The sequence below is a fragment of the Streptomyces sp. BK239 genome (genome assembly GCF_004217285.1).
Lineage (GTDB): Bacteria > Actinomycetota > Actinomycetes > Streptomycetales > Streptomycetaceae > Streptomyces.
Map to the genome: position 1 here is coordinate 164065 of NZ_SHKS01000004.1, position 26487 is coordinate 190551.

Here is a 26487-nt window from a genome sequence, read left to right on the forward strand (position 1 = left end):
TTACAGGCCGTCACCTATCGCGGCGATGTATTCCAGGGAGTCCTCGGGCGAAAGCGCGTTCGCCTGAAGGGCGTTGAAGGCCTCCGTGTAGACCCGGAGGTCTTCTTTCCGCTCGAGATAGAGAGTACTCGTCAAGTGGTCGAGAACGACCACGTCAAGATCAGAAGTGCTCGAAAATGAGAAGACGACGAAAGGGCCGGTGACGCCGATATGCGCCCCGGCAGTGAACGGCAGTACCTGGAGCCTCACTTGGGGAAGCCGCGCCGCCTCTGTCAGCCGCTCCAGCTGCCGCGCCATGACCTCGGGACCGCCTACCTCCCGGCGCAGCACCGCCTCGTCCAGCACCGCGTCCAGCTCCAGCGGCGGACGGGCCCGCAGCACCTCCTGCCGGGTCAGCCGCACCTCCACCAGCGTGTCCAGACGCTCCTCCGAGACTCCCCCCAGGGCGGCCCGGGTCACCGCGCGGGCGTACTCCGCCGTCTGGAGCAGGCCCGGGACCACGGTCGTCTCCAGTGTGCGCATCGCGCGGGCCTGGGACTCGAGGCTGATGAAGTCCCGGTAGGTGGGCGGCAGGACACCCCGGTAGGCGTGCCACCAGTGGTCCCTTCCGGCGCCGTCGTCCAGGCCGGCCAACGCGAGCATCACCTCGCGCAGTTGGGGGTCGCCCACGCCGTAGGCGTCGAGGAGTGAGCGCACATCGGCCGGTTTCGCACCGCTGGAGCCGGTCTCGATCCGGCTCACCTTCGACTGGTGCCAGCCCACGAGCCGCGCGGCCTCACCGCTCGTGAGGCCGGCCCCGGTGCGCAACGCCCGCAGTTCCGCGCCCAGTTTCCGGCGGCGCACCGCGGGACCGTGCTGCATGGACCGCTCCTCACTCCTGGGTGCCGTGCAAATACGCTCTGCCGTAGCAGAGTTCACCGCATCGGGCGACAGATATATGCACTTCTTGGTGGATCGCCACCCGGGCGCGACGCGGTGATGGCACTCTGGCGGCGAAGCACCAGTCCGGGACCGTAATCGAACCATCCGCACCGTGTCGGACTCCGGTCCCGTGGGAAAGGGACGACGTCGCCATGGCAGACCATCTGGAAGCCTCCCTCACTCTGCCGAGCGATCCCGCTTCGGTGTCCACGGCCCGCGCCTTCGCACTCGACACCCTGGGGGAGTGGGGACTGCCGGCGGACGCGGACGTCTCCGACACCATCCGCCTCATCGTCTCCGAACTGGCCACCAACGCCGTTCAGCACACCTTCGGGCTGTCGCCCACGTTCACGGTGGACCTCGTGCTCGACCGGGACGAGCGCCTGCGCATCGGCGTCACCGACAGCCACCCCCGCTTCCCCAGACGCCTGCCGGCCGCTGTCCAGCAGGACAACGGCCGGGGCATGGTGATCATCCGCTGTCTCACCGCGGAGCACGGCGGCAGACTCCACGTCCGCCCCACCCGGGAGGGCGGCAAGACGGTGTCGATCGAGCTTCCGTGGGCCCTCCCGGCGGAACCGGTCCCGCCGAGCCCCGCGCCCGCGGCATGACGCGCCGGACAGGCCCTGGCGGCCGGCAGGGGCCGTCGAGCGGGACTACTTGACCCGGCCGTACCAGACGCTCTTGGTCCAGATCTTCTGGAGCCGCACCACGTCGCCCGTCTTCGGCGAGTGCCAGATCTTGCCGTTACCGGCGTAGATCCCGACGTGGTAGACGTTCGACCCCGAGTGGAAGAACACCAGGTCCCCGGCCTTGCGGCCGGACGCCCCGATGTGGCGCGTCTTGTTGTACTGCTGGGCCGCCGTGCGGGGCAGCGTCTTGCCCGCCTTCTTGTACGAGTACATCGTCAGCCCGGAGCAGTCGAACCTGTTCGGGCCGGTGGCGCCGTACTTGTACGGGGATCCCTTCTTCGAGGCCGCGACCTGGAGTGCCTTCGTCGCCGGGGTGGCGGCCGCGGCGTCGGCGGCGACGCCCGGAACCATGATCGAGCCGCCGACGGCGGCGATGGCGAACGCCGAGGCCGTACCGGCCCGGGCCATGAGCGACGGGACACGATTGAGCGCAGTCATGCGCAACCCTTCGTCAGCCGCCTGTGAAGGATGACCTGTCGGATTCGGGCTGACAAAGTTGCCCGGCCGCTCGCGCGGCTTCACCCCAAGGGCTGCTCGACCCGGCGCCTCCAGTGCGGAGACGACCGTGCCGGCGACCCGTCGTGCTTGGGTCCTCCACTCCTGCCGATGCACTTCTGTCGACCTGTCATCCGAACGGCGGCAGGACTCGGCGTCCGCGCGGATCGCCCCGCCGCTTGTGGCGGGGTCTTGTCGTCAGTCAGGGATCTTGGCCTACCGATGTCCGAAAATCCCAACGGAACCGAGTATTTGTGGGGTTACTCACCACTCACCTGTTCGGGTGAACAAGCTGATGATCGATCAGATGTCCGGCCGCCGTAAGCCTCCGACCAGCACCGGAATCCTTCGCGTCGCCCGCGGGGCGGCCCCGGCGCGCAACCGCAAGGGGCCATAGGGAGCAGCGACAACTCCTCCGAACAGCCGTACGCCATTTGGTCCGTTTCGGCTCCGGGTCGGACGCGGGGCGCGCCGGGCCGCCCGTCCGGGTCCGACGGGCGCCCCGTCAGCCGTCCGGGAGCGGCGGCACCGTGACACGCGCCGCCCTGCGCTCCCCGTCCAGCACGCGCAGCGCCCGCGCCAGCGTCGGCGCGTGCAGTTCGTGCTCGCCCCGCCGGTGCATCAGCGTCAGGGCGTCCCGCAGCGCCACCGCCCGGCCCACGAGCGCCTGGGCCGCGCGCAGTCCACGGTAGGTGTCCCCATGGCGGGCGGGGTTGATGCGGCCGAGCAGGTCGACCGCCTCCAGGTAACCGTCGATCAGCTCGGCCTCCGCGCGGGTCAGAGCGGGCAGCGGCGGCAGTTCGGGCAGCATCGGCGGCTCACCTCGCGTCCGGGCCGGTCCGGCGGGCCGGCACGATCCCGTCCGCCAGTCCGTACGCCACGGCCTCCCGCGCGTCGAGGACCTGGTCCCGTTCGAGGTCCGCGGCCACCTGCCGCGGGCTGCGCCCGGTGTGCCGTGCGAGCAGCTCCTCCATCAGGGTGCGGGTGCGGACCAGCTCCTCGGCCTGGATCGCCAGGTCGCTGGGCTGCCCCCGCACCGGCTCCGGCAGCGCCGGCTGGCCGAGCACCACCCTGGCCCCCGGCAGCAGGTACCGCTTGCCGGGCGCGCCGGCCGCCAGGAGCACGGCCGCGTGGGCGCCGACCTGGCCGAGGCAGGTGGTCGCCACGTCGCAGCCCACGTACCGGAGCGTGTCGTAGAGGGCCGTCATCGCGCTGAACGAACCGCCGGTGGAGTTGAGGTACAGCGAGACGTCACGGTCCGGGTCCCGGTGCTCCAGGTACATGAGCTGGGCCATCACGTCGTTCGCCGCGGTGTCGTCGACCGGCGTCCCCAGCAGGACGATCCGCCCCTCCAGGAGCTTCGAGTACGGATCCAGGGTCCTGAACCCGGTGCCGGTGCGTTCGGTGAACTCGGGCAGGACATGGCGGGCGAGCGGTCGGGTCATGGGTGCCCCTCCTTCTGTTCTGTACAGAACGTACAGCATGTACGTGACGTTAGAATGGGGTCATGGCCTACGAGATTCCGGTGACACAAGCCCGGGCCGAACTCGCCGACCTGATCAACCGGGTGGTGTACGGCGGTGAGCGCGTCGTCGTGACGCGGCACGGGAAGCCGCTGGTCGCCCTGGTCTCCGCCGCCGATCTGGAGCGGCTGGACGCGCTCGACGCGCCGGCCGAGGAGCAGGTGATCAGCTCGGTCTCCACCGTCCGCGACCCGGCGCCGTCCGCTCCCCGCGAACAGCGACGGTTCGGCATCGCCGCGGAACACCGAAGGCCCGGCGCCTCCTGAGAACTTCCAGGAAGACCGGGCCTCAAGGGTGCTCGCACCCGGGCGGCGGACGGGGCGTCAGCTCGCGAGGACGGGCTCCCGCTCGCCCGCGGCCGGAGTGCGGTGCTCCGTCCGGTTGCGCAGCAGGTCGCCGACCAGCACCGCGCCGATCCCCAGCACGGCCCACCATGTGAGCGTCAGGGCGGGCCCGGTCGCCGCGGCTCCGTCGAAGAACGACACCGAGCGCAGCATCGTCGTCCCCGCCCCGGGGGGCAGCCAACGGCCGATCGCCCCGGCCGGCTCGGGCAGCATCTGCGGGGCCGACGCCGCGCCGGAGAACGCGTTGCCGATGAACATCACCGTCAGTGCCACGAGGCCGATCCCCGCCGGGCCCAGCAGGGCGGCGCACCCGGCGACGCCCGCGCTCACCGCCAGCGTCGACAGTGCGAGCGTCCCGGCCTCCGCCCACCAGTCGCCTGCGAGCACTCCGAGCCAGCTGTGCGCGATCCCCGCCCCGGCCAGGCCGACCAGAGCCGCCGCGCCCACAAGGGCGGTCGCCGCTCGCACCCCGCGCAGCCCCAGCACGGTCACCGCCGCGCCCGCGGCGATCCCGGACAGCGCCAGCGGCAGCACGCTCGCGCCGAGGGCTGCGCCCCGCGGGTCCTTCGCCGGGGCGGCGACCACGTCCACCACCCGCGCCTCGGCCCCATGGGTGGCGGCCTGCCGCGTCACCGCCTGCTGGAGCAGCTGGGCGACGACCGGACTCGCGGCGGACGCGGTGAGCAGCTCCGGGCCCCGGGGGGTCGCGACGACCGCGCCGTACACCGTGCGGCCCTCGACTGCGGCTCGGGCCTCGGCCTCGTCCGCGTAGCGGTGGATCTCGAAGGCGCCCTGGTGCGCCGCGAGTTCCTTCTCCATCTGTGTCACCGCGGCCGCCGGTCCCGCCACCCCGAGCGGCAGGTCGCGGGGCGCGGTGCGGGCGGCGGGCCAGGCGAAGGCCCACAGGGCGAGGGCGGCGAGGAGCGGGACGAGGACGACGACCGCGATCACACGCCGGGCGGACGGCCCGCTGGGTCCGGAGAGCCGGGGGGAGGGTGCGGTTGCGGTGGACATGGGGTCACCTCTGGAGACGGGGCGGATAAAAAGAAGGATCGTTCGTTTTGTTTCCGCTCCCACCGTGCGACTCCGGGTCACCGCTTGTCAAGAAGGAACGTTCGTTTTACCTTGTGGCCATGGCACGTGTATCCCAGGCCCACCTCGACGCCCGCCGCCGGCAGATCCTCGACGCCGCGGCGCTCTGCTTCGCCCGCAACGGCTTCCACGCCACGTCGATGCAGGACGTGCTGAAGGAGGCAGACCTGTCGGCCGGCGCGGTGTACCGCTACTTCAGCGGCAAGGAGGAGCTGATCGCCGCGATCGTCTCCGAGGTGCTCGGCGAGGTCCGCGGCGCCTTCGAGGCGGCCGCCGAACAGGGCCCGCCCCCGCCCCCCGACGCCCTCGTCGCCGTCGTCCTGGAGCGCACCCTCGCCGCGCGGGCCGGCCTCGTCCTCGACGGCGTCCCCGCCTTCCCGCGTCTGGTGGTCCAGGTGTGGTCGGAGATCCCGCGCAACGAGAACCTCGCCGCCGTCCTGAGCGAGGGCTACAGCTCGGTGCGCGCGGCATGGGGCCGTGTCGCGGAGGCGTACCAAAAGGACGGACGGATGCGCGCGGACGTCGAACCGGACCGCGTGGCCCGCACCATGATCGCCTGCGTGCTCGGCTTCATCGCGCAGCAGTCGTTGTTCGGCCCCGCCCCCGTGGACGTCCTGCGGGACGGACTGCGCGCGCTGATGAGCATGCCCGGCGGCGGGAGCGGGCCGGACGCCACGCGAGGCGCCGCGCCGGACGCCGGATGATCACAGCATGGTTAACGTCCGCGAAACGCGGTCCAACTAGCCTGCCCCTCCACGCCACCAGGCGCGTCGCCCGTGGCCGCGGCAGCCGGGCCCCGCACGGTCCGGAGCGAGGATGTGAGGTGGGAAGGTGCGACTGACCCCGCACGAGCAGGAGAGGCTGCTGATCCACGTGGCGGCCGACGTCGCCGAGAAGCGCCGGGCCCGCGGACTCAGGCTCAACCATCCCGAGGCGGTGGCCCTCATCACCTCGCACATCCTCGAAGGCGCGCGGGACGGCCGCACGGTCGCCGAGCTGATGGCCTCCGGCCGCAAGATCCTCACCCGCGACGACGTCATGGACGGCGTGCCCGAGATGATCCACGACGTCCAGGTGGAGGCGACCTTCCCGGACGGCACCAAACTCGTCACCGTCCACGACCCGATCGTCTGAGGGGGCTCGATGATTCCCGGCGAGATCCTCTTCGGCGAGGACCCGATCGTGTACAACGAGGGCCGCGAGGTCACCCGGCTCACCGTGCTCAACACCGCCGACCGGCCCGTGCAGGTGGGCTCCCACTACCACTTCGCCGAGGCCAACCCCGGCCTGGAGTTCGACCGGGCCGCCGCCCGGGGCAAGCGGCTGAACGTCGCCGCCGGGACCGCGGTGCGCTTCGAGCCCGGCCTGCCCGTCGACGTGACCCTCGTACCGCTCACCGGCGCCCGAGTGGTGCCCGGTCTGCGCGGTGAGACCGGAGGCCCCCTCGATGCCTGAGATCTCCCGCCCCGCGTACGCCGACCTGTTCGGCCCGACCACCGGCGACCGCATCCGGCTCGCCGACACCGATCTGCTCGTCGAGATCGAGGAGGACCGCTGCGGCGGGCCCGGACTCGCCGGCGACGAGGCGGTGTTCGGCGGCGGCAAGGTCATCCGCGAGTCCATGGGCCAGTCCCGGGCCACCCGGGCGGAGGGCACGCCCGACACCGTCGTCACCGGCGCCGTCGTCATCGACCACTGGGGGATCGTCAAGGCCGACGTCGGCATCCGCGACGGGCGCATCACCGGCATCGGCAAGGCCGGCAACCCCGACACCATGGACGGCGTGCACCCCGACCTGGTCATCGGCCCCGAGACCGAGGTCATCGCCGGCAACGGCCGCATCCTCACCGCCGGCGCGATCGACGCGCACGTCCACTTCATCTGCCCGCAGATCGCCGACGAGGCCCTCGCCTCGGGCGTCACCACGCTGGTCGGCGGCGGCACCGGACCGGCGGAGGGCTCCAAGGCGACGACCGTGACGCCGGGCCCCTGGCATCTGGCCCGCATGCTGGAGGCGATGGAGCAGTACCCGCTGAACATCGGCTTCCTCGGCAAGGGCAACACCGTCTCGCACGAGGCGATGCTGTCCCAGATCCGGGGAGGGGCGCTGGGCCTGAAGCTGCACGAGGACTGGGGGTCCACGCCGGCCGTCATCGACGCCTCGCTGACCGTCGCCGAGCGGACCGGCATCCAGGTCGCCATCCACACGGACACCCTCAACGAGGCCGGTTTCGTGGGCGACACGCTCGCCGCGATCGCCGGACGCGGCATCCACGCCTACCACACCGAGGGCGCGGGCGGCGGGCACGCGCCGGACATCATGACCGTCGTCTCCGAACCGCACGTGCTGCCCAGTTCGACCAACCCGACACGGCCGTTCACGGTGAACACCGCCGAGGAACACCTCGACATGCTGATGGTGTGCCACCACCTCAACCCGGCCGTCCCCGAGGACCTCGCCTTCGCCGAGTCCCGCATCCGCCCCTCGACGATCGGGGCGGAGGACGTCCTGCACGACCTCGGCGCCATCTCGATCATCTCCTCCGACTCCCAGGCCATGGGACGGGTCGGCGAGGTCGTCATGCGGACCTGGCAGACGGCGCACGTGATGAAGCGGCGGCGGGGCGCGCTGCCCGGCGACGGGCGTGCCGACAACCGGCGGGTGCGGCGCTATGTCGCCAAGTACACGATCAACCCGGCGCTCGCGCAGGGGCTCGCGCGGGAGATCGGGTCGGTGGAGACCGGCAAACTCGCCGACCTCGTGCTGTGGGAGCCCGCGTTCTTCGGCGTCAAGCCGCACCTCGTCATCAAGGGCGGGCAGATCGCGTACGCGCAGATGGGCGATGCCAACGCCTCCATCCCGACCCCGCAGCCGATCCTGCCCCGGCCGATGTACGGGGCGACGGGGCGGGCCCCGGCGGCCAACTCGTTCAACTTCGTGGCGCCGCTCGCGATCGAGGACGGGCTGCCGGAGCGGCTTCAGCTCGGCAAGAGGTTCGTCGCCATCGACTCGACGCGCGGCGTCACCAAGGCGGACATGCGGGAGAACGACGCCCGGCCGCGCGTGGAGGTGGACCCCGACAGTTTCGCCGTGCGCGTCGACGGCGAACTCGTCGAGGCAGCACCGGCGGCCGAACTGCCCATGGCCCAGCGCTACTTCCTCTTCTGACGGTGTGACGACATGACACGGGCAGCGCTTCTGGTCCTCGCCGACGGCCGCTTCCCCGCCGGCGGGCACGCCCACTCCGGCGGGGCGGAGGAGGCCGTGAAGGCGGGGCGGATCACCGACGCGGCGTCTCTGGAGGCCTTCTGCCGGGGGCGGTTGCACACGGCGGGCCTGGTGGCGGCGGCGCTCGCCGCGGCGGCTGCGGCCGGGGCGGACCCGGCGGAGCTGGACGCCGCCGCGGACGCGCGGACGCCGTCGCCGGCGCTGCGGCTGGTCGCCCGGAAGCTGGGCCGCCAGTTGATGCGGGCCGCTCGCGCGGCTTGGCCCGGCGCCGAACTCGACGCCGTGGCACGTCAGTTCCCCAGGGGCGCGCACCAGGCGGTGGTGCTCGGGCTTGCGGCCCGCTCGGCGGGGCTGGGGCCCGAGGACGCCGCGTACTGCGCGGTGTACGAGAGTGTGAGCGGGCCGGCGTCGGCTGTGGTGCGGCTGCTGAGTCTGGATCCGTTCGAGGCGACCGGGGTGCTGGCGCGGCTGGCGCCGTCGCTCGACCGGGTGGTGGATTTGGCCGTGTCCGCGGGGGCGGCCGTCCTGGGGGAGGGGGTGGGGGTGCTTCCGTCTGCTTCCGCGCCGCTGCTGGAGATCGGGGCGGAGGTGCATGCGGAGTGGTCCGTGCGGTTGTTCGCCTCGTAGAGGGGTTTCGCCCCCGCCCGTCCCGTCCCTCGGGGGCTTGCGCCCCCCGAACCCCCCGCTGTCGGCCCTGGACGGGCCTCGTCCTCAAACTCCCCCAGAGGGGGGACCCCCAGACGGGCTGGAAAACTCGCCTAGGAGGAGTCGTACATGCATCTTGATCATTCTCATGACGGTCCTGCCGCCGTCAGTGCCGACGCCCGGCGGGCCGACGGGGGGCGCAGGGCTCTGCGGATCGGGCTCGGTGGTCCCGTCGGGTCGGGGAAGACCGCCACCGTCGCCGCGCTCTGCCGGGCGCTGCGGGACGAGTTGGCGCTCGCCGTCGTCACCAACGACATCTACACCCGTGAGGACGCCGAGTTCCTGCTGCGGGAGGCGGTGCTGCCGCCCGAGCGGATCACGGCCGTCGAGACGGGAGCCTGCCCGCACACCGCGATCCGGGACGACATCTCCGCCAACCTCGAAGCGGTGGAGGACCTGGAGGACGCGGTCGGGCCGCTCGACCTCGTGCTGGTGGAGTCCGGCGGGGACAATCTGACCGCCACCTTCTCCAAGGGGCTGGTGGACGCGCAGATCTTCGTCATCGACGTGGCCGGCGGGGACGACATCCCCCGCAAGGGCGGCCCGGGCGTGACCACCGCCGACCTGCTCGTCGTCAACAAGACCGACCTCGCGCCGTACGTCGGCTCCGACCTCGCCCGGATGGCCGCCGACGCCAAGGCGCAGCGCGCCGAACTGCCCGTCGTCTTCCAGTCGTTGCGGAGCGAGACCGGGGTGGCCGACGTGGCCGCGTGGGTGCGGGCGCGGCTCGCCGCGTGGACGGCGTGACATGAGCGGTGTACGTGCCACCGCGCGGATCCGGGCGGTGGCAGACGGCCGCGGGGGGACCTCGCTGCCCGTCCTGGAGAGCGACGGTCCGCTCGCGTTGCGGCGCACCCGCGCGGACCCGGGAGGTGAGGCCCGGGTCGTGCTCGTCGGGGCGATGAGCGGGCCACTCGGCGGTGACCGCTTCGCGGTGGAGACCGTCGTCGACAGCGGCGCCCGGCTGCGCGTCGGCTCCGCCGCCGCCACGATCGCGCTGCCGGGCCAGACCAAGGACGAGGCCAGGTACGACGTACGGATCGACGTCGCCGACGGCGGCGAACTGCACTGGCTGCCCGAGCCGTTGATCTCCGCCCGGGGCAGCGACCTGCAGGTCGTCACCCGCGCCGACCTCGCGCCCGGGGCGCGGCTGGTGCTGCGTGAAGAGCAGGTGCTCGGTCGGGCGGGGGAGGAACCGGGGCGGCTCGCCAGCCGTCTCGTCGTACGGGTCGGCGGACGGGCCGTGCTCGACCAGGAGTTGGCCTGCGGGCCCGGGGCGCCCGGTGGCTGGGACGGACCCGCGGTGCTCGGTGGCAACCGAGCGGTCGGACAGATCGTGCTGGTGCGGCCGGAGTTCGCGGATCGGCCGGTGCCGGCGGAAAGCCTCGGGGACGGCGCCGCGCTCATGCCGCTCGCCGGGCCGGCCGCGCTGGTGACCGCCGTCGCCCCGGACGGCCTGCGCCTGCGGCGGCTGCTGGACGAAGCCCTCAACCGGGTTGTCTGATCCGGGCGTTCATCCGTTCAGCGGGCGCGCTTCTCCGGTTATCGGATTGGCAAAGAACGTCGGCGACACCTGTTCCCAGCGGCCTCACAGCCGCGAGGATCCCCGGTGACTGTCACAACCAGACACGGGAGATTCCCACTTGAGGGACATACGACCGAACAGGCGGACCGCGGCACTCGGCTCGGCCGGCGCGCTCGTCGCCGCCACGCTGATCGCCGGCGCGGTCGCAGCGCCCACCGCGAGCGCGGCCGGCACGGCGAGCGGGCAGAGCGCGCAGACCGGTCAGACCGGTCAGGACCGGGAGATGCGAGGCGCCGCCATCGCCGCGGAGCGCGCCGCCGCGGCCGGCGTCGACTGGCGGGACTGCCCCGCCGACTGGGGCCTGGAGAAGCCGATCCAGTGCGGCTGGGTCACCGTCCCGCTCGACTACGCCAAGCCCGACGGCAAGCAGATCAAGCTGGCCGTCGACCGCATCGGCAACACCGGCACGAAGGAGGAGCGCCAGGGCGCCCTCGTCTACAACCCGGGCGGCCCCGGCGGTTCCGGCCTGCGCTTCCCGCGCCGGGTCACCACCAAGGCGCCCGTGTGGGCCAACGTCGCCAAGGCCTACGACTTCGTCGGCTTCGACCCGCGCGGCGTCGGCAAGTCCGCGCCCATCTCGTGCGCCGACCCGACGGAGTTCGTCAAGGCGCCCAAGGGCGACCCGGTCCCCGACAGCGAGGCCGACAAGCTCGCCCACATCAAGCTCGCCCGCGAGTACGCCGAGGGCTGCGCCGAGCGCAGCGGCGAGATGCTGCCCCACATGACCACGCCGAACACCGTGCGCGACATGGACGTCATCCGCGCCGCCCTCGGTGAGAAGAAGCTCAACTTCCTCGGCGTCTCCTACGGCACCTACCTCGGGGCCGTCTACGGCACGCTGTTCCCGGGCCACGTCCGCCGGATGATCGTCGACAGCGTCGTCGACCCGTCCAAGGAGAAGATCTGGTACCAGGCCAACCTGGACCAGGACGTCGCCTTCGAGGGCCGCTGGAAGGACTGGCAGGACTGGGTCGCCGCCAACGACGCGACCTTCCACCTCGGCGCCACCCGCGACGCCGTCCAGGCCAAGTGGCTCTCCCTGCGCGCCGCCGCCAAGAAGAGCCCCATCGGCGGGGTCGTCGGCCCGGCCGAGCTGATCTCCTTCTTCCAGAGCGCCCCGTACTACGACTCCTCGTGGATCCCGGTCGCCACCGTCTTCAGCAAGTACGTCGCCGGTGACACCCAGGCCCTCGTCGACGCGGCGGCCCCCGACCTCACGGACACCGCCGGCAACATCACCTCCGAGAACGGCAACGCCGTCTACACGGCCGTCGAGTGCGCCGACGCCAAGTGGCCGACGAACTGGCGGACGTGGAACCGGGACAACACCCGGCTGCACAAGGACCACCCGTTCATGACCTGGGCCAACGCCTGGATGAACCTGCCCTGCGCCTTCTGGCCGGCCAAGCAGCAGACCCCGGTGAACGTCAAGAGCCACAAGGACCTGCCGCCGGTGCTCATCGTGCAGTCCGAGCGGGACGCGGCCACTCCCTACGGCGGCGCCGTCGAACTGCACAAGCGCTTCGAGGGCTCGCGCCTGATCACCGAGAAGAACGCCGGCTCCCACGGTGTGACCAGCCTGGTCAACTCCTGCATCAACACCCGGGTGGACGCCTACCTCCTCACGGGCGAGCTGGACGGGGCGGACGTGACCTGCGCCCCGCACGCCACGCCCAAGCCGTAAGCACCGCTCGCGGACACGGAAGGGGGCGGCCCGGAGTGATCCGGGCCGCCCCTCTTCCGTGCCTCACGATGGGTCAGCTGAGCGGCAGCCGCGGGAACTTGCGCGCCTTCTCCTTCGCCGCGGCCTCCTCCGCCTTGACCACGGCGGCGTACTGGTCGACGTACTCCTGCCCGGACAGCGTCAGGATCGCGTACATGATCTCGTCGGTGATCGCGCGCAGCACGGCCTTCTCGTTCTCCATCCCGGCGTAGCGGGAGAAGTCGAGGGGCTCGCCGAAGCGGATGGCCACCGGGTGGACGTGGGGGATCACCTTGCCGGGCGGCTGCGCCTCGAAGGTGCCGATCATCGCGCACGGCACGACCGGCACCCCCGCCTTCAGGGCCATCACCGCCACGCCGACCTTTCCCTTGTAGAGGCGGCCGTCGTGCGAGCGGGTGCCCTCGGGGTAGATGCCCAGCAGCTCGCCCTTGCTCAGCACCCCCAGCCCCTCACGGATCGCCGCCTGCCCGGCCTCCTTGCCGGAGCGGTCGACGGGGATCTGCCCCGCGCTGCGGAAGAAGGCCGCCGTGAGCCGCCCCTTGATCCCGGGGCCGGTGAAGTACTCGGCCTTGGCGAGGAACGTGATGCGCCGCTTGAGGATCGCCGGCATGAGGAAGTGGTCGGAGAACGAGAGGTGATTGCCCGCGACGATGGCCGCTCCGGAGTCCGGCACGTGCTCAAGACCTTCGATCCGCGGCCGGAAGACCAGTCTCAGCAGGGGCCCGAGCAAGACGTACTTGAGCACGCGATAGAACAAGGTTGCTCCTCACTCCGCGGATCGGCGAACGGCCATCTGAACAGGGTCCTGCTCCCGCCCGCCCCCCAGCAACCCCGGGAACGCCACGGGACTTTCCAGGTCACGTGAGACCCCCCGACGCCGACGGCCCGGCCGAGGCCGAACGGCCCGTCACGAAGGGTCACAACCGCACGATCACCAGCGCCGTGTCGTCCGTCGCGCCTCCGTGGGGGAGGAGTTCCAGGAGTACCGCGTCGGCGAGGGTCTCGGGGTCCTCGGCTCGGTGGCGGGCGAGGGAGTCGGCGAGGCGGGTCAGGCCGGTGTCCAGGTCCTCGTGGCGGCGCTCCACCAGGCCGTCGGTGTACAGCGCGAGGGTAGCGCCCGGGTCGAAGGAGGTGGTCGCCTGAGGGCGGGGGACCGGGTCGGGGCGGGCGTCCAGCGGGGGGTCGGTGGCCCGGTCGAGGAACTCCACCCGGCCGTCGGCGTGTACGAGCACCGGCGGGGGATGGCCGGCGCTGCTGTAGGCGATGGTGTGGTGGTCGAAGTCGATGAACGTGGTGACCGCGGTGGCCGACTCGGCGCCGTCCACGACATGGGCGTACCGGCCGAGGACGTCCAGAGCCTGGGCGGGTCCCACGGCGACCCGGGAGGTGGCGCTCAGCGCGCTGCGCAGTTGGCCCATCACCCCGGCGGCCTCCAGGCCGTGCCCCACGACATCCCCCACGGACACGCCGACACGGCGTCCGCCGACCAGGTCCACCAGGTCGTACCAGTCCCCGCAGACGTTGAGCGCGCCGACCGCGGGCCGGTAGCGCACGGCGGCTCCGATGTGCCGTACCTGGGTGTGCGCGGGCAGCATCGCCTCCTGGAGGGCTAGGGCCACCTCGCGCTCGCGGGCATGGGCCAGCCGCAGGCGCTCGTTGAGTTCCTGGAGCTCGCGGGCCCTGGTGTACAGCTCGGCCTCCAGCACCCGGGACCGGGTCGGGGCCCGGCCGTCGGTCCCGCGGCCGCCGCGGGCGCGGATCAGCTCCGTCACCTCCTCCACTCGGTGCACGACCAGCGCCACGGACCCGTCGGGCCCGAGCACCGGCGCGTTGACGGGGCTCCAGTAGCGCTCCTCCCACTCCCCGGGCCGGTCGTGTGACTCGACGTCGTAGCGCTGGAGGGCCATGGCGTCGCGTTCGCCGGTGGCCAGCACGCGGTGCAGCGAGGCCTCCAGGTTGCGCATGCCGCTCGCGGCGGGGTCGTGGGGGTTGTCCGGGAAGACCTCGAAGACATGGCGGCCGATCATCTGCTCGCGCCGGCGCCCCGCCACCCGCAGGAACTCCTCGTTGGCGTCGGCGTACACCAGTTGCGGGGTCAGCAGGGCGACCATCCCCGGCAGGGCCTGGAACACCGCCGCGTAGTCGATCTCCGTGTCGTTCATCACCCGTGCCCCATCTGCCGCTTTTGCGTCATTTTCTCATGGGAGTGGGACACGGGTTCCCGGGCAGAGAAGGGCCGGGGCGGCGTCAGGTCACGCGTCGGGCGAGGTCAGGGGCTGCTCCGCCCAGATGATCTTCCCCTCGGGGGTGAACCGGGTGCCCCAGCGCCGGGTGAGCTGAGAGACCAGCAGCAGCCCACGGCCGCCCTCGTCCGTCGTGCGCGGATGGCGCAGGCGGGGCGCGGTCGCGCCGCCGTCGTGGACCTCGCACACCAGCGCACGCCCGCGGATCAGCCGCAGCCGGATCGGGCCGACGGCGTACCGGATGGCGTTGGTGACCAGCTCGCTGACGACCAGTTCGGTCGTGAACGACAGCTCCTCCAGCTCCCAGTCGGCCAGCCGGCGCGTCGCCGCCTTGCGGGCGTCGGCGACGGCTACCGGGTCGGCGGGCAGCTCCCAGACCGCGACCCGGTCGGCCGGCAGCCGCCGGGTACGGGCCATCAACAGGGCCACGTCGTCGTGCGGGCGGGCCGGGACGAGCGCGTCGATCACGCTCCGGCAGCTCAGGTCGAGGGACGCCGTCCGCACCTGAAGGGCCTGCCGCAGCCTGGTCCGGTCCGTGTCGAGCGCCCACCGCTCGCCGCCCCGGGCCATCAGCCCGTCCGTGTGCAGCGCCAGCGTGGTGCCCTCCGGCAGCACCAGCTCCGCCGCCTCGAACGGCGGGCCGCCCACGCCGAGCGGCGGCCCCTGCGGCAGGTCGACGAAGGTGACTCTCCCGTCGGTCCCCACCAGGGCCGGCGCGGGGTGCCCGGCGGCGGCCATGGCGCACCGCCCGTCCACGGGGTCGTAGACGACGTAGAGACACCCCGATCCCACCGTCTGCCCGCCGCCCCCGTCGTCGGCGTCCGCGTCGCCGTCCTCCTCGTGCGCCCGGCTGCCCACCAGGTCGTCCAGCCGGGCCAGGACCTCCTCGGGCGGCAGGTCCAGGGCGGCCAGCGTCCGCACGGCGGTGCGCAGCCGGCCCATCGCCGCGGCAGCGTCGATGCCGTGCCCCGGCGCCTCGCCCACGACGAGGGCCACACGCGCCCCCGACAACGGGATCAGGTCGTACCAGTCGCCGCCCAGGCCGGTCAGCTCGTCGGCCGGCCGGTAGCAGGCGGCCGCCTCCACCGCGTCCTGCCCGGGCAGCCGGTGGGGGAGGAGACTGCGCTGGAGCGCCAACGCCGCGTCCCGCTCACGGCTGTAGCGGCGGGCGTTGTCCACGCAGACCGCCGCCCGCGACACCAGGTCCTCCGCGAGGGCGACGTCGTCCTTGCTGAAAGGTTCCTGCGTGCCGCGGCGCAGGAACGTGGTCACGCCGAGCGTGGCGCCGCGCGCCCGCACCGGTACGACGAGCACGCTGGGCGGTCCCCCGTCGCCGCCCACCGCCGGGAGTGCCGGACCCCACGCGTCGTCCTCGTCCGTGAACCGCTCGACGCTCCACGGCTGCCCCGAGGCCAGAGCGCGCACGGGCGGCGAGTCCCCGCGGTAGACGACGACCACGTCCCCGGCTGCCTCCGCCGCGCCCTCCCGCTCGCCGGGCGCGCCGCCCGGCCGCCGTCCGGCCCGCCGCAGGGCCACGGACCCGCCGGGCCTCGCCGTCTGCCGCGCACCGGGCTCCGCGCCCCGGAACACCGCCTCCAGGAGATCCACGGCGACGGCGTCCGCGAACCCCGGCACCGCCACCTCGGCCAGCTCCTGGGCCGTCCGCGCGATGTCCAGACCGCGGCCGATGCGCCGGCCGGCCCGGTCCAGCAGCGCCAGACGCTGCCGGGCGCGATGGCGGTCGGTGATGTCCACGACCGTGTAGTAGACGCCCATCGGACGGCCGTGCTCGTCGTCGAGCCGGGTGAACGACAGCATGTGCGCCGTCTCCCGGTGCGGGGCGGCGCACAGCCGTCCCACGTGCTCGTACCCGAGGACCGGCTCACCGGTGTCGAGGACGTGCCGCATCTGCGCCTCGACCGCCCGGGCGTCGAAGCCGGGCTGCACGTCGGCCAGCCGCAGCCCGAGCCGGCGCTCGGGCGGCCCGCCGCCGAACCGGCTGAGCGCCGCGTTCGACCACACGAACCGCAGATCGGTGTCGACGACCGCGATGCCCACCGGAGCACCGTCCACCATCTGCTCCAGCACCGGGCGGCTCATGCTCCAGCCGGGCGCGCCCCCGATCTCGTTGAGCAGCGCCAGCCAGCGGACCGGGCCGCCGGGCTCGTCGGCCGAGGTGATCCGCGCCATCACCGGCAGCGGCTCCTGGTCCTTGCGGCGGGCGGACAGCAGCCCCGCCCACCCGCCGTCCCGCCGGCACCGCTCCAGGACGTCCGGCACCCGCCCGGCGTCCCCGACGGTCAGCAGCCCGGCCAGGTCCTTGCCCACCGCCTCGTCGCCCGTGTACCCCAGCAGGCGCTCGGCGTCCCTGGTCCAACTGGTCACCACGCCCCGCGCGTCGAGCAGCAGCGGCGCGGCGTCCGCCACGTCGAATCCCCGACGGGCGGCGCCGTCCTCGTCGTGTGAGCCCACGGCTGACCTCTCTGTCGCTGAGAGTGGTCTACCATCTCCGGCCCCCGTCTTCACCCTGCTCACCGGCGCCGCATGCCAGGTGAGAGAAGTGGAAGATTCCCTTCCGGTGGGGAGCCCTTATGCGAGCACCCTGGCCAGTGATCCCAGCGCCGCCGTCAGCTCCTCCTCGGTGATCGTCAGGGGCGGGGCCAGCCGGATCGTCGAACCGTGGGTGTCCTTCACCAGGACGCCCTCCCGCAGCAGCCGCTCCCCGATCTCCCGTCCCGTCCCCACCGCCGGGTCCACGTCGACCCCCGCCCACAGCCCGCGCGCGCGGAAGCCGACGACGCCCCGGCCGACCAGAGCGGCCAGGCCCTCCCGCAGTACCGTCCCCAGCTCCGCCGCCCGCCGCTGGAACACCCCCGCCTCCAGCAGCTCCACCACCGCCGTGCCCACGGCCGCCGCCAGCGGGTTGCCGCCGAACGTCGACCCGTGCTCGCCCGGACGCAGCACGCCCAGCACGTCCCGCCGCGCCACCACCGCCGACACCGGCACGATCCCGCCGCCCAGCGCCTTGCCCAGCAGCACCACGTCGGGGACGACCCCCTCGTGCTCCACCGCCAGCGTCCGCCCCGTCCGGCCGAGGCCCGACTGGATCTCGTCCGCGATGAACAGGGCGCCCTTCCGGCGGGTCAGCTCCCGCACCCCCGTCAGGTAGCCGTCGTCGGGGATCACCACACCGGCCTCGCCCTGGATGGGCTCGATCAGCACCGCCGCCGTCGTCTCGTCGACCGCCTCCTCCAGCGCCGCGAGGTCGTTGTACGGCACGATCCGGAAGCCCGGCGTGAACGGACCGAACCCCGACCGCGCCGTCTCGTCCGTCGAGAAGCTCACGATCGTCGTCGTACGGCCGTGGAAGTTGTCCGCGGCGACCACGATCGTCGCCCGGTCGGCCGGCACGCCCTTCACCTCGTACGCCCACTTGCGGGCCACCTTGACGCCGCTCTCGACGGCCTCCGCGCCGGTGTTCATGGGCAGCACCATGTCCAGCCCGGTCAGCCCCGCCAGCCGCTCGGCGAACTCGGCGAGCCGGTCGTTGTGGAACGCGCGGGACGTCAGCGTCAGCCGGTCCAGCTGGCGGTGCGCCGCCTCCACCAGCGCCGGGTGCCGGTGGCCGAAGTTCAGCGCCGAGTAGCCGGCCAGCATGTCGAGATACCGGCGGCCCTCCACGTCCTCCACCCACGCCCCCTCGGCGCGGGCCACCACCACGGGCAGCGGGTGGTAGTTGTGCGCGAGGACGGGCTCCTCGGCCCTGATCAGCTCGGCGGAGGTGCGCGCGGGGGCGGTGACACGGGCGGGAGCGGTCATGAACGGATCTCCTGAGTGCAGCACTTGATGCCACCGCCGGCCTTCTGGAACTCGGACAGGTCGACGGGGACGGGGACGTAACCGCGCTCCTCCAGACGCGCGGCGAGGGCCTCGGCCCGCGGGGCGATGAACACATGACGGCCGTCGGACACGGAGTTCAGGCCGAACGCGAACGCGTCGTCACGGGTGGCGAGCACCGCGTCCGGGTACAGCCGCGCCAGCACCGCCCGGCTGCCCGGCGAGAACGCTTCCGGATAGTAGGAGACGTTCTCGTCGTCGAGGACGAACAACGCCGTGTCCAGGTGGTAGAAGTGCGGATCGACCAGCGTCAGGCTGATCACCGGGTGGCCGAAGAACTCCTGCGCCTCCCGGTGCGCCTCCCGGGTCGTGCGGAACCCGGTGCCGGCGAGCACGTACCGGCCCGTCCACACCAGGTCGCCCTCGCCCTCGCACACGGACCGGGGCCGGTGGACCTCGTAACCCGCCGCCTGGAACCAGGTGTCGTAGTGGGCGGACTCGCCGCGCCGCTCCGGCGCGTGGAACAGCGAGCCGAACACCCGGCCGCCGACGACGACCGCGGAGTTCGCCGCGAAGACCATGTCGGGCAGGCCGGGGGCCGGCTCCACGGAGTCCACGGTGTGGCCGTGGGCGCGGTAGGCGCGGATCAGCGACTGCCACTGCTCCCGCGCGAGGTCGACGTCGACGGGGGTGTCGGGACGCATCCACGGGTTGATGGCGTACCGCACGGCGAAGTGTCTGGGTTCGCAGACCAGGAAGCGCCTGGAGCGGGGCGTACGGGCGCCGGTCACGGTGTCGGTCACAGAGGGGTCCCTCCGCTTCGCTGTCTCCCACGGCGCTCCACCGGCGTCGCCGGTGTCGACGTGGGGTTGACACCACGGTAGGAAGCGAGAGGGACGCCCGACAAGCGACGAGTGCTGCGTGTCAACGCACGATCACTGCGTGTCGAGGTCGCTCAGCGCATTTCTGCTGCGTCGTCCGGGGCGGCATGGGTGGCGCCGGCCTCCGGGCTCTCCGGCAGCAGGTGCGACAGCACCATCACACTGATCGTCTTGCGGATGAACGGCTCCACCCGGATCCGCTCCAGCACCTCCTCGAAGTGCTGCACGTCCCGCGCCCGCACGTGCAGCAACGCGTCCGCGCCGCCCGTCACCGTCATCGCCGCGGTGATCTCCGGATGGTTGCGCACCACCTCCGCCAGCCGCCGCGGCGGCGCGGCCCCCTCGCAGTACACCTCCACGTACGCCTCCGTACGCCATCCCAGCGCCGACGGCTTCACCGTGGCCGTGAACCCGGTGATCACCCCCGACTCCCGCAGCCGGTCCACCCGCCGCTTGACCGCCGTCGCCGACAGCCCGATCGCCGTACCGATCTCGGCGAAACTCGTCCGGGCGTTCGCCATCAGCGCGGTGAGGATCTTCCGGTCGAGCTCGTCGAAGAGGGCGGGTCCGCTGTTCATGCGGGGACTGTACCGAGCGGCCGCGGCCCGGAACCGCATCCGGCGGACACGTCCACATCCGGTCCATGTCCAGGCCCCGCGATCGCGCCTAGACTCCACGTCCATGCTGCGTGTCCTCGCCGTCGACGACGAACGTCCCTCGCTGGAGGAACTGTTGTACCTCCTCGACGCCGACCCCCGGATCGGCAGCGTGGAGGGCGCCGGTGACGCGACCGAGGCGCTGCGCCGGATCAACCGCGCGCTGGAGTCCGGCCCCGGGGGCCCGGAGGCCGTCGACGTCGTCTTCCTCGACATCCAGATGCCCGGCCTCGACGGCCTCGACCTGGCCCGGCTTCTCACCGGGTTCGCCCGCCCGCCGTTGGTCGTGTTCGTCACCGCCCACGAGGACTTCGCCGTCCAGGCCTTCGACCTCAAGGCCGTCGACTACGTCCTCAAACCCGTCCGCAGGGAACGCCTCGCCGAAGCGGTGCGCCGGGCCGCCGAACTGCGCGACGCGACCCCCCGCATACCCGTCCACGAACCCGACCCCGACCACATACCCGTCGAACTCGGCGGCGTGACCCGGTTCGTCGCCGTCGACGACATCACCCACGTCGAGGCCCGCGGCGACTACGCCAGGCTGCACACCGACCGCGGCAGCCACCTCGTACGGATCCCGCTGTCCACCCTGGAGGAACGCTGGCGCGCCCGCGGCTTCGTCCGCATCCACCGCCGCCACCTCGTCGCCCTGCGCCACATAGGCGAGCTCCGCCTGGACGCGGGCACGGTCAGCGTCGTCGCCGGCGGCGAGGAACTCCAGGTCAGCCGCCGTCACGCCCGTGAGCTGCGCGACCTGCTGATGAGGAGGCCGTAGCCGTGCCGCAGGACCCCGCCGAGCGCCGCGTCGTCGTCACCGGCCCGCCCCGCCGCGGCAACCGGCGCGGCCGGCGCGCCCTCGACCACCACCGCCCGCGTACCGAGATAGCCGAGCAGACCACCCTCGGCCACACCTACGTCCGCTCCCTCATGCGCACCCAACTGCGCGCCGCCCTCACCGCGTTCGCCGTCCTCGCCCTCCTCGTCGGCCCACTGCCCCTGCTGTTCGCCGCGCTGCCCGACGCCCGCCGCCTCCAGTGGGCGGTCCTCGGCTTCGGCCTTCAGGTCCCGCTGATCCTGCTCGCCCGCTGGTACGTCCGCCGCGCCGAACGCAACGAACGCGACCTGGTGCGCCTGGTCGAGGACCGATGAACCCCCGACACGGCCCGGCACCGGGCGACCGGGGGGCCGTCGCCCGATGAACCCCACGTTCGCCGTGCCCGCCGTCGCCCTCGTCGTCGTGGCGACGGTCCTCGTCGGCGCCTTCGGCCTGCGCATCTCCCGCACCACCTCCGACTTCTACGTCGCCTCCCGCACCGTCGGCCCCCGCCTCAACGCCGCCGCCATCAGCGGTGAATACCTCTCCGCCGCCTCCTTCCTCGGCATCGCCGGACTGGTTCTCGTCCAGGGCCCCGACATGCTCTGGTACCCGGTCGGCTACACCGCCGGCTACCTCGTCCTGCTCCTCTTCGTCGCCGCCCCGCTGCGCCGCTCCGGCGCCTACACCCTCCCCGACTTCGCCGAGGCACGCCTCGCCTCCCCGGCCGTCAGACGCCTCGCCGGCGCGTTCGTCGTCGGCGTCGGCTGGCTCTACCTGCTGCCCCAACTCCAGGGCGCCGGACTGACGTTGACGGTCCTCACCGGAGCGCCCGACTCACTCGGCGGACTGATCGTCGCCGTCGTCGTCACCGCGACCGTCGCCGCCGGCGGCATGCGCAGCATCACCTTCGTGCAGGCCTTCCAGTACTGGCTCAAGCTCACCGCCCTGCTCGTCCCGGCCCTCTTCCTGGTCCTCGCCTGGCAGGGCGACGGCGCCCCCCGGCACGCCTTCGCCGAACCGCCCGCCTTCCGCGAACAGCGCACCGTCCGCGTCGACGACACCCTCGACCTCCGGCTGGCGGCGCCCCTCGCCGTGACGGTGACCGGCGCCGTCGACGGCCGCCGCCACGAGGCCGCAGAGCTCCGCCTCGCCGCCGGCGTCCACCGCGTCGAGGGCGGCACGCGCCTCACCTTCCCCGAGGGCTCCGCCGTCCCCGCCGCCGGCCGGGGCGACGGCGGCGGCATGTCCACCTCCCTCGCCGCCGGCCGCGAGGAACGCCCCCTGTACGCCACGTACGGGCTGATCCTCGCCACCTTCCTCGGCACCATGGGCCTGCCGCACGTCGTCGTCCGCTTCTACACCAGCCCGCACGGCGTCGCCGCCCGCCGCACCACCGTCGCGGTCCTCGCCCTCGTCGGCGGCTTCTACGTGCTGCCGCCCCTCTACGGCGCCCTGGGCCGCCTCTACGCCCCGGAGCTCGCCCTCACCGGCGACGCCGACGCCGCCGTCCTCCTGCTGCCGGACCGCGTGATCGGCGGCCTCGGCGGGGACCTGCTGGGCGCGCTGGTCGCCGGCGGGGCCTTCGCCGCGTTCCTGTCGACCGCGTCGGGCCTGACCATGGCCGTGGCCGGCGTCCTCGCCCAGGACGTACTGCCCGCCCGGGGCGTCGGCCACTTCCGGCTGGGCACCACACTGGCCATGGCGGTGCCCCTCGCGGCGAGCCTGCTGGTCGGCGGACTCCCGGTGGCCGACGCGGTGGGGCTGGCCTTCGCCGTCTCCGCGTCCTCGTTCTGCCCGCTGCTCGTCCTCGGCATCTGGTGGCGGCGGCTCACCCCGCCCGGCGCCGCCGCCGGGATGCTCGTCGGCGGCGGCTCCGCCTTCGCCGCCGTCGCCGCGACCATGGCGGGCCTGCCCGTGACCGGCACCCCGCACGCCCTGCTGGCCTGGCCCGCCCTGTGGTCCGTGCCCCTGGGCTTCCTCACCATGATCCTCGTCTCCCTGGCCACCCCGGCCAGGGTCCCGGCCGGTACGGCGGCGATCCTGGCCCGCTTCCACCTGCCCGAGGAACTGCGCGCCGAGGAACTGCGGGAGGTGAGAGCGTGAGCGGCTTCCTCGCGGGCCTGTGCATCGCGATCCTGCCCTTCCTCGCCGCCGGCTTCTGGCTCGGCCGGCGCACCGCCCGCCCCGAGAGCCTCGGCGGCCTCGGCACCCCCGTCGAGCACGCCACCTTCGAGACCCTGCACACCGCCTCCCTCGCCGCGCCCCCGCTCAGGGCCGGCCTCACCGAGGAGACCGCCCGCAGATCCGCCCGCCGGCTGCGCACCCTCCTCGGCACCGACGCCCTGTGCCTCACCGACCACCGGCAGGTCCTGGTCTGGGACGGCGTCGGCGCGCACCACCGCCGGGAGATCATGGCCCGGCTGGCCGGCCCGCTGGACACCGGCCGCGGCGAGGCCTTCCCGCTGACCTGCCGCACCCCCGACTGCCCCGTCCGCTGGGCCGTCGTCGCCCCGCTCACCGTGGACGACCGGGTCCACGGAGCCCTCGTCGCCTGCGCGCCCCGCGAGTCCGCCGTCCTCGTCCGCGCAGCCGGCGAGGTGGCCCGCTGGGTCAGCGTCCAGCTGGAACTGGCCGACCTCGACCGGTCCCGCACCCGGCTCATCGAGGCCGAGATCAAGGCCCTGCGCGCCCAGATCTCCCCGCACTTCATCTTCAACTCGCTCGCGGTGATCGCCTCGTTCGTGCGCACCGACCCCGAACGCGCCCGCGAGCTGCTGCTGGAGTTCGCCGACTTCACCCGCTACTCGTTCCGCCGGCACGGCGACTTCACCACCCTCGCCGACGAACTCCACGCCATCGACCACTACCTGGCGCTGGTCCGCGCCCGCTTCGGCGACCGCCTAGCCGTCACCCTTCAGATCGCCCCCGAGGTGCTCCCGGTCACGCTGCCCTTCCTCTGCCTCCAGCCCCTGGTGGAGAACGCCGTCAAGCACGGCCTGGAGGGCAAGGCCGGCACCTGTCACATCCGGATCACCGCCCAGGACACCGGCGCCGAGGCCCTCGTCGTCATCGAGGACGACGGGGCCGGCATGGACCCCGACCTGCTGCGCCGCATCCTCGCGGGGGAGGTCAGCCCCTCCGGCGGCATCGGACTGTCCAACGTCGACGACCGGCTCCGCCAGGTGTACGGCGACGACCACGGCCTGGTCATCGAGACGGCGCCCGGGGCGGGCATGAAGATCACCGCACGGCTGCCGAAGTACCAGCCCGGCGTGCACTCCGCCGCCCGCCCCGAGCAGTGATCAGCTCGCGCGTGTCACCACCAGGGCGAGCGTGACCAGTCCGAGCACGACCCAGCCGAACCACAGCCAGCCGTTGCTGCCGAGCGCCACCGTGTAGGCGGTGACCACGACGAGACCGCCGAGGGTGAGCACCCCCATGGTCTTCGTCGAACCGTCCGTGGAACCGGGCATCGCGGCACCCTCCTCCGGCACACCCTCCTCAGGGCGTGTCCCCCTCCATGGTGCCTCGGTTCGGCCCCGTCAGCCCCGGCGTGCGTTCAAGGAGGCCAGATAAGCGTTGTAGGCCTCCAGCTCCTGGTCGCCGTCACGGTCGGCGGCCCGGTCCTTGCGCTTGGCCTGGCGCTGCTCCGAGCGGTACCACTGGAACAGCAGCGCGATCAGCACCAGCACTGAGGGGATCTCGCTGAACGCCCAGGCGATGCCGCCGGCCGCGTTCTGGTCCGAGAGCGGGTCGATGCCGAGGGAGGCGGGCGGGTTCTCGAACGACTTCACCATCGGCGCGGTCGCCATCATCAACGCGATGCCGAAGAACGCGTGGAACGGCATGCCGGCGAACAGCTCCAGCATCCGCATCAGGTAGCCGGGCCGGTTGGGCCCCGGGTCCACGCCCATGATCGGCCAGAAGAAGACCACGCCCACGGCGAGGAAGTGCACCATCATCCCGACGTGGCCCGCCCTGGAACCCATCAGGAAGTCGAAGACGGGCGTGAAGTACAGCGCGTACAGACTCGCGATGAACAGCGGGATCGTGAACGCGGGATGGGTGACGATCCGCATGTACCGGCTGTGCAGCAGCTTCAGCAGCAGCTCACGCGGCCCCTTGCGGCCCCGGCCCGCCGTCGGCAGCGCGCGCAGCGCCAGCGTGATCGGAGCGCCGAGCAGGAGGAGGATCGGCGAGAGCATGCTGATCACCATGTGCTGCACCATGTGCACGCTGAACATGACCATGCCGTAGTCGTTCAGCCGGGTGCACATCATCAGCCCGATGGTCAGCACACCGGCGACGTACGACACGGTCCGCCCGACGGGCCACGCGTCCCCGCGCCGCCGCAGCCGCAGCACGCCCCACGCGTACAGGCCCAGCCCCACCAGACAGGCGACGAGGAAGAACGGGTCCGCCGACCAGTGAAGACCCCGCCCCAGCGTGAACGGCGGCAGATCCATGGTCGTGCCGTGCCCGCTGTGATCCATTGCGCCGGCTCCTGATTCGTGGGGGGTTCGTACGATTCCAGCCCCCCAAGACTAGAGCTGCCCCCGGCGATCTCCGTCACCGGGGGCAGCTCTGACAGGCGTCGCCGTCACAGCACGGTCTCGGCCTCCTCGTACCGCTCGACCGGCACGGTCTTCAGCGTCTCCACGGCCTCCGCCAGCGGCACCATCACGATGTCCGTGCCGCGCAGAGCCGTCATCCGTCCGAACTCGCCGCGGTGCACCGCCTCCACGGCGTGCCACCCGAAGCGGGTCGCGAGCACCCGGTCGTACGCCGTCGGCGTCCCGCCCCGCTGCACGTGCCCGAGGATCACCGGCCGGGCCTCCTTGCCGAGCCGGGACTCCAGCTCGACCGACAGCTGCCGGGCGATCCCCGCGAACCGCTCGTGGCCGTAGATGTCCTTGCCGCCCTCGTCGAAGGCCATGCTGCCCGGCTTGGGCTTGGCGCCCTCCGCCGCCACGACGATCGCGAACCGCTTGCCCGCCTCGAAGCGCTCCCCGACCCGCCGGGCCAGCTCCTCGACGTCGAACGGACGCTCCGGAACGACGATGGCGTGCGCGCCTGCCGCCATGCCGGAGTGCAGCGCTATCCAGCCGGTGTGCCGCCCCATGACCTCCACGACGAGCACCCGCTGGTGCGACTCCGCGGTGGTCTTCAGCCGGTCGAGGGCCTCCGTGGCGACACCGACGGCGGTGTCGAAGCCGAAGGTGACGTCGGTGACGGCGATGTCGTTGTCGATGGTCTTGGGCACGCCCACGACGGGCAGCCCGGCGTCCGACATCAACCGGGCCGCCTTGAGCGTGCCCTCACCGCCGATCGGGATGACGGCGTCGAGGCCGAGCTCCTCGACGTGGCCCTTCGCCCGCTCCACGCCGTCCCGCAGATGGGAGGGCTGGACACGGGAGGAGCCGAGGATGGTTCCGCCGCGGGCGAGGATGCCGCCCACCGCGTCGAGGTCGAGCTTGAGGTAGTCGCATTCCAGGAGGCCTTTCCAGCCGTCCCGGAAGCCGATGACCTCGTCGCCGTGGTCGGCGACGGCACGGTGCACGACGGACCGGATGACGGCGTTCAGGCCGGGGCAGTCGCCGCCGGACGTGAGGACACCAATGCGCATAGCCCGATAAACCTTCTCCATGGGGGCCGGGTCCGGACCACGCTGTCCGGCTCGAACCCCGCCACCCTAGCGGCAGGAGGGGGCGGGGCCGAAGCACACGTCCGCCTGCTGGACGTGC

At 72.8% G+C, this 26487-nt stretch carries 28 protein-coding genes and 1 riboswitch; of the genes, 14 read left to right on the forward strand and 14 right to left on the reverse strand.

What is annotated here, in order from left to right; genetic code table 11:
* On the reverse strand, window positions 1–861 hold the full coding sequence (locus EV567_RS14245; protein WP_130439891.1) for a helix-turn-helix transcriptional regulator: 861 nt from the start codon (window positions 859–861) through the stop codon (window positions 1–3).
* Window positions 862–1073: 212 nt separating this feature from the next.
* Between EV567_RS14245 and EV567_RS14250 the strand changes: the two genes are divergently transcribed.
* On the forward strand, window positions 1074–1532 hold the full coding sequence (locus EV567_RS14250) for an ATP-binding protein (RefSeq protein ID WP_130439893.1): 459 nt from the start codon (window positions 1074–1076) through the stop codon (window positions 1530–1532).
* Between the two features lie 45 nt (window positions 1533–1577).
* On the opposite strand, the gene EV567_RS14255 is transcribed toward EV567_RS14250, so the two are convergent.
* The 3 genes from EV567_RS14255 to EV567_RS14265 form a co-directional block, all read right to left on the reverse strand.
* A complete protein-coding gene (locus EV567_RS14255; RefSeq protein WP_130439895.1) occupies window positions 1578–2051 on the reverse strand; it encodes a C40 family peptidase in 474 nt (157 codons plus the stop codon).
* A gap of 3 nt (window positions 2052–2054) precedes the next feature.
* A riboswitch (cyclic di-AMP (ydaO/yuaA leader) is annotated at window positions 2055–2246 on the reverse strand.
* Between the two features lie 367 nt (window positions 2247–2613).
* Window positions 2614–2919, reverse strand: coding sequence for a hypothetical protein (locus EV567_RS14260; protein ID WP_130439897.1), 306 nt, complete (start codon window positions 2917–2919; stop codon window positions 2614–2616).
* A 7-nt stretch (window positions 2920–2926) separates the two neighbouring features.
* Window positions 2927–3553 carry an ATP-dependent Clp protease proteolytic subunit gene (locus tag EV567_RS14265; RefSeq protein WP_130439899.1) on the reverse strand — a complete coding sequence of 209 codons (627 nt, stop codon included), beginning with the start codon at window positions 3551–3553 and terminating at the stop codon, window positions 2927–2929.
* Window positions 3554–3615: 62 nt separating this feature from the next.
* On the opposite strand from EV567_RS14265, the gene EV567_RS14270 reads away from it, so the two are divergent.
* A complete protein-coding gene (locus tag EV567_RS14270) occupies window positions 3616–3897 on the forward strand; it encodes a type II toxin-antitoxin system Phd/YefM family antitoxin (RefSeq protein WP_130439901.1) in 282 nt (93 codons plus the stop codon).
* Window positions 3898–3954: 57 nt separating this feature from the next.
* Here EV567_RS14270 and EV567_RS14275 read toward each other — a convergent pair whose 3' ends face one another.
* Complete coding sequence (locus tag EV567_RS14275; protein WP_130439903.1) at window positions 3955–4989, reverse strand: ABC transporter permease; 1035 nt, start codon at window positions 4987–4989, stop codon at window positions 3955–3957.
* A 119-nt stretch (window positions 4990–5108) separates the two neighbouring features.
* On the opposite strand from EV567_RS14275, the gene EV567_RS14280 reads away from it, so the two are divergent.
* From EV567_RS14280 to EV567_RS14315, 8 genes are all read left to right on the forward strand, one after another.
* A complete protein-coding gene (locus EV567_RS14280) occupies window positions 5109–5771 on the forward strand; it encodes a TetR/AcrR family transcriptional regulator (protein WP_130439905.1) in 663 nt (220 codons plus the stop codon).
* Between the two features lie 127 nt (window positions 5772–5898).
* Entirely contained in the window at window positions 5899–6201 is a 303-nt protein-coding gene (locus EV567_RS14285; RefSeq protein ID WP_130439907.1) for an urease subunit gamma, read from the forward strand.
* Between the two features lie 9 nt (window positions 6202–6210).
* Entirely contained in the window at window positions 6211–6522 is a 312-nt protein-coding gene (locus tag EV567_RS14290; RefSeq protein ID WP_130439909.1) for an urease subunit beta, read from the forward strand.
* The gene (locus EV567_RS14295; RefSeq protein ID WP_130439911.1) at window positions 6515–8236 is read left to right on the forward strand and encodes an urease subunit alpha; all 1722 of its coding nucleotides are present in this window, start codon (window positions 6515–6517) and stop codon (window positions 8234–8236) included. Before EV567_RS14290 ends, EV567_RS14295 begins: the two co-directional genes overlap by 8 nt.
* A 12-nt stretch (window positions 8237–8248) precedes the next feature.
* Window positions 8249–8923, forward strand: a complete 675-nt coding sequence (locus EV567_RS14300) for an urease accessory protein UreF (RefSeq protein ID WP_130439913.1) — start codon at window positions 8249–8251, stop codon at window positions 8921–8923.
* Between the two features lie 147 nt (window positions 8924–9070).
* Window positions 9071–9748: an urease accessory protein UreG gene (gene ureG / locus EV567_RS14305; protein ID WP_130439915.1), complete on the forward strand. Its 678-nt coding sequence runs from the start codon at window positions 9071–9073 to the stop codon at window positions 9746–9748.
* 1 nt (window position 9749) lies between these two features.
* The gene (locus EV567_RS14310; RefSeq protein ID WP_130439917.1) at window positions 9750–10505 is read left to right on the forward strand and encodes an urease accessory protein UreD; all 756 of its coding nucleotides are present in this window, start codon (window positions 9750–9752) and stop codon (window positions 10503–10505) included.
* A gap of 139 nt (window positions 10506–10644) precedes the next feature.
* A complete protein-coding gene (locus EV567_RS14315; protein ID WP_130439919.1) occupies window positions 10645–12270 on the forward strand; it encodes an alpha/beta hydrolase in 1626 nt (541 codons plus the stop codon).
* 73 nt (window positions 12271–12343) lie between these two features.
* On the opposite strand, the gene EV567_RS14320 is transcribed toward EV567_RS14315, so the two are convergent.
* From EV567_RS14320 to EV567_RS14345, 6 genes are all read right to left on the reverse strand, one after another.
* A complete protein-coding gene (locus EV567_RS14320; protein WP_130439920.1) occupies window positions 12344–13066 on the reverse strand; it encodes a 1-acyl-sn-glycerol-3-phosphate acyltransferase in 723 nt (240 codons plus the stop codon).
* Between the two features lie 160 nt (window positions 13067–13226).
* A complete protein-coding gene (locus EV567_RS14325) occupies window positions 13227–14471 on the reverse strand; it encodes a PP2C family protein-serine/threonine phosphatase (protein WP_130439922.1) in 1245 nt (414 codons plus the stop codon).
* A 90-nt stretch (window positions 14472–14561) separates the two neighbouring features.
* Window positions 14562–17024, reverse strand: a complete 2463-nt coding sequence (locus EV567_RS14330; RefSeq protein ID WP_130439924.1) for a SpoIIE family protein phosphatase — start codon at window positions 17022–17024, stop codon at window positions 14562–14564.
* A 117-nt stretch (window positions 17025–17141) separates the two neighbouring features.
* Window positions 17142–18371, reverse strand: coding sequence for an ornithine--oxo-acid transaminase (gene rocD / locus EV567_RS14335; RefSeq protein WP_130439926.1), 1230 nt, complete (start codon window positions 18369–18371; stop codon window positions 17142–17144).
* Window positions 18368–19180 carry a dimethylargininase gene (gene ddaH, locus EV567_RS14340; protein ID WP_130440622.1) on the reverse strand — a complete coding sequence of 271 codons (813 nt, stop codon included), beginning with the start codon at window positions 19178–19180 and terminating at the stop codon, window positions 18368–18370. Before ddaH ends, rocD begins: the two co-directional genes overlap by 4 nt.
* A gap of 164 nt (window positions 19181–19344) precedes the next feature.
* The gene (locus tag EV567_RS14345; protein ID WP_130439928.1) at window positions 19345–19848 is read right to left on the reverse strand and encodes an Lrp/AsnC family transcriptional regulator; all 504 of its coding nucleotides are present in this window, start codon (window positions 19846–19848) and stop codon (window positions 19345–19347) included.
* A gap of 103 nt (window positions 19849–19951) precedes the next feature.
* On the opposite strand from EV567_RS14345, the gene EV567_RS14350 reads away from it, so the two are divergent.
* The 4 genes from EV567_RS14350 to EV567_RS14365 are packed head-to-tail and all read left to right on the forward strand — an operon-like array spanning window position 19952 to window position 24045.
* On the forward strand, window positions 19952–20701 hold the full coding sequence (locus tag EV567_RS14350; protein ID WP_130439930.1) for a LytTR family DNA-binding domain-containing protein: 750 nt from the start codon (window positions 19952–19954) through the stop codon (window positions 20699–20701).
* A 2-nt stretch (window positions 20702–20703) separates the two neighbouring features.
* Window positions 20704–21075, forward strand: coding sequence for a hypothetical protein (locus tag EV567_RS14355; protein WP_130439932.1), 372 nt, complete (start codon window positions 20704–20706; stop codon window positions 21073–21075).
* A 46-nt stretch (window positions 21076–21121) separates the two neighbouring features.
* Complete coding sequence (locus tag EV567_RS14360; protein WP_130439934.1) at window positions 21122–22846, forward strand: cation acetate symporter; 1725 nt, start codon at window positions 21122–21124, stop codon at window positions 22844–22846.
* Complete coding sequence (locus EV567_RS14365) at window positions 22843–24045, forward strand: sensor histidine kinase (protein ID WP_130439936.1); 1203 nt, start codon at window positions 22843–22845, stop codon at window positions 24043–24045. Before EV567_RS14360 ends, EV567_RS14365 begins: the two co-directional genes overlap by 4 nt.
* Here the strand turns inward: EV567_RS14365 and EV567_RS14370 are convergent, their stop codons facing one another.
* From EV567_RS14370 to EV567_RS14380, 3 genes are all read right to left on the reverse strand, one after another.
* Window positions 24046–24216 (reverse strand): hypothetical protein, encoded by a 171-nt coding sequence (locus EV567_RS14370; protein ID WP_130439938.1) that lies wholly within the window; start codon window positions 24214–24216, stop codon window positions 24046–24048.
* Window positions 24217–24285: 69 nt separating this feature from the next.
* On the reverse strand, window positions 24286–25236 hold the full coding sequence (locus EV567_RS14375) for a cytochrome c oxidase assembly protein (protein ID WP_130439940.1): 951 nt from the start codon (window positions 25234–25236) through the stop codon (window positions 24286–24288).
* 107 nt (window positions 25237–25343) lie between these two features.
* Entirely contained in the window at window positions 25344–26369 is a 1026-nt protein-coding gene (locus EV567_RS14380) for a 6-phosphofructokinase (RefSeq protein WP_130439942.1), read from the reverse strand.
* Between the last annotated feature and the right edge of the window lie 118 nt (window positions 26370–26487).

Coding starts and splice junctions, on each gene's coding strand:
- EV567_RS14300 (WP_130439913.1), top strand. CDS start 8,249: ATGACACGGGCAGCGCTTCTGGTCCTCGCCGACGGCCGCTTCCCCGCC.
- EV567_RS14370 (WP_130439938.1), bottom strand. CDS start 24,216: ATGCCCGGTTCCACGGACGGTTCGACGAAGACCATGGGGGTGCTCACC.
- EV567_RS14350 (WP_130439930.1), top strand. CDS start 19,952: ATGCTGCGTGTCCTCGCCGTCGACGACGAACGTCCCTCGCTGGAGGAA.
- rocD (WP_130439926.1), bottom strand. CDS start 18,371: ATGACCGCTCCCGCCCGTGTCACCGCCCCCGCGCGCACCTCCGCCGAG.
- EV567_RS14270 (WP_130439901.1), top strand. CDS start 3,616: ATGGCCTACGAGATTCCGGTGACACAAGCCCGGGCCGAACTCGCCGAC.
- EV567_RS14280 (WP_130439905.1), top strand. CDS start 5,109: ATGGCACGTGTATCCCAGGCCCACCTCGACGCCCGCCGCCGGCAGATC.
- EV567_RS14310 (WP_130439917.1), top strand. CDS start 9,750: ATGAGCGGTGTACGTGCCACCGCGCGGATCCGGGCGGTGGCAGACGGC.
- EV567_RS14245 (WP_130439891.1), bottom strand. CDS start 861: ATGCAGCACGGTCCCGCGGTGCGCCGCCGGAAACTGGGCGCGGAACTG.
- EV567_RS14375 (WP_130439940.1), bottom strand. CDS start 25,236: ATGGATCACAGCGGGCACGGCACGACCATGGATCTGCCGCCGTTCACG.
- ureG (WP_130439915.1), top strand. CDS start 9,071: ATGCATCTTGATCATTCTCATGACGGTCCTGCCGCCGTCAGTGCCGAC.
- EV567_RS14360 (WP_130439934.1), top strand. CDS start 21,122: ATGAACCCCACGTTCGCCGTGCCCGCCGTCGCCCTCGTCGTCGTGGCG.
- EV567_RS14290 (WP_130439909.1), top strand. CDS start 6,211: ATGATTCCCGGCGAGATCCTCTTCGGCGAGGACCCGATCGTGTACAAC.
- EV567_RS14250 (WP_130439893.1), top strand. CDS start 1,074: ATGGCAGACCATCTGGAAGCCTCCCTCACTCTGCCGAGCGATCCCGCT.
- EV567_RS14275 (WP_130439903.1), bottom strand. CDS start 4,989: ATGTCCACCGCAACCGCACCCTCCCCCCGGCTCTCCGGACCCAGCGGG.
- EV567_RS14325 (WP_130439922.1), bottom strand. CDS start 14,471: ATGAACGACACGGAGATCGACTACGCGGCGGTGTTCCAGGCCCTGCCG.
- EV567_RS14265 (WP_130439899.1), bottom strand. CDS start 3,553: ATGACCCGACCGCTCGCCCGCCATGTCCTGCCCGAGTTCACCGAACGC.
- EV567_RS14260 (WP_130439897.1), bottom strand. CDS start 2,919: ATGCTGCCCGAACTGCCGCCGCTGCCCGCTCTGACCCGCGCGGAGGCC.
- EV567_RS14380 (WP_130439942.1), bottom strand. CDS start 26,369: ATGCGCATTGGTGTCCTCACGTCCGGCGGCGACTGCCCCGGCCTGAAC.
- EV567_RS14255 (WP_130439895.1), bottom strand. CDS start 2,051: ATGACTGCGCTCAATCGTGTCCCGTCGCTCATGGCCCGGGCCGGTACG.
- EV567_RS14345 (WP_130439928.1), bottom strand. CDS start 19,848: ATGAACAGCGGACCCGCCCTCTTCGACGAGCTCGACCGGAAGATCCTC.
- EV567_RS14295 (WP_130439911.1), top strand. CDS start 6,515: ATGCCTGAGATCTCCCGCCCCGCGTACGCCGACCTGTTCGGCCCGACC.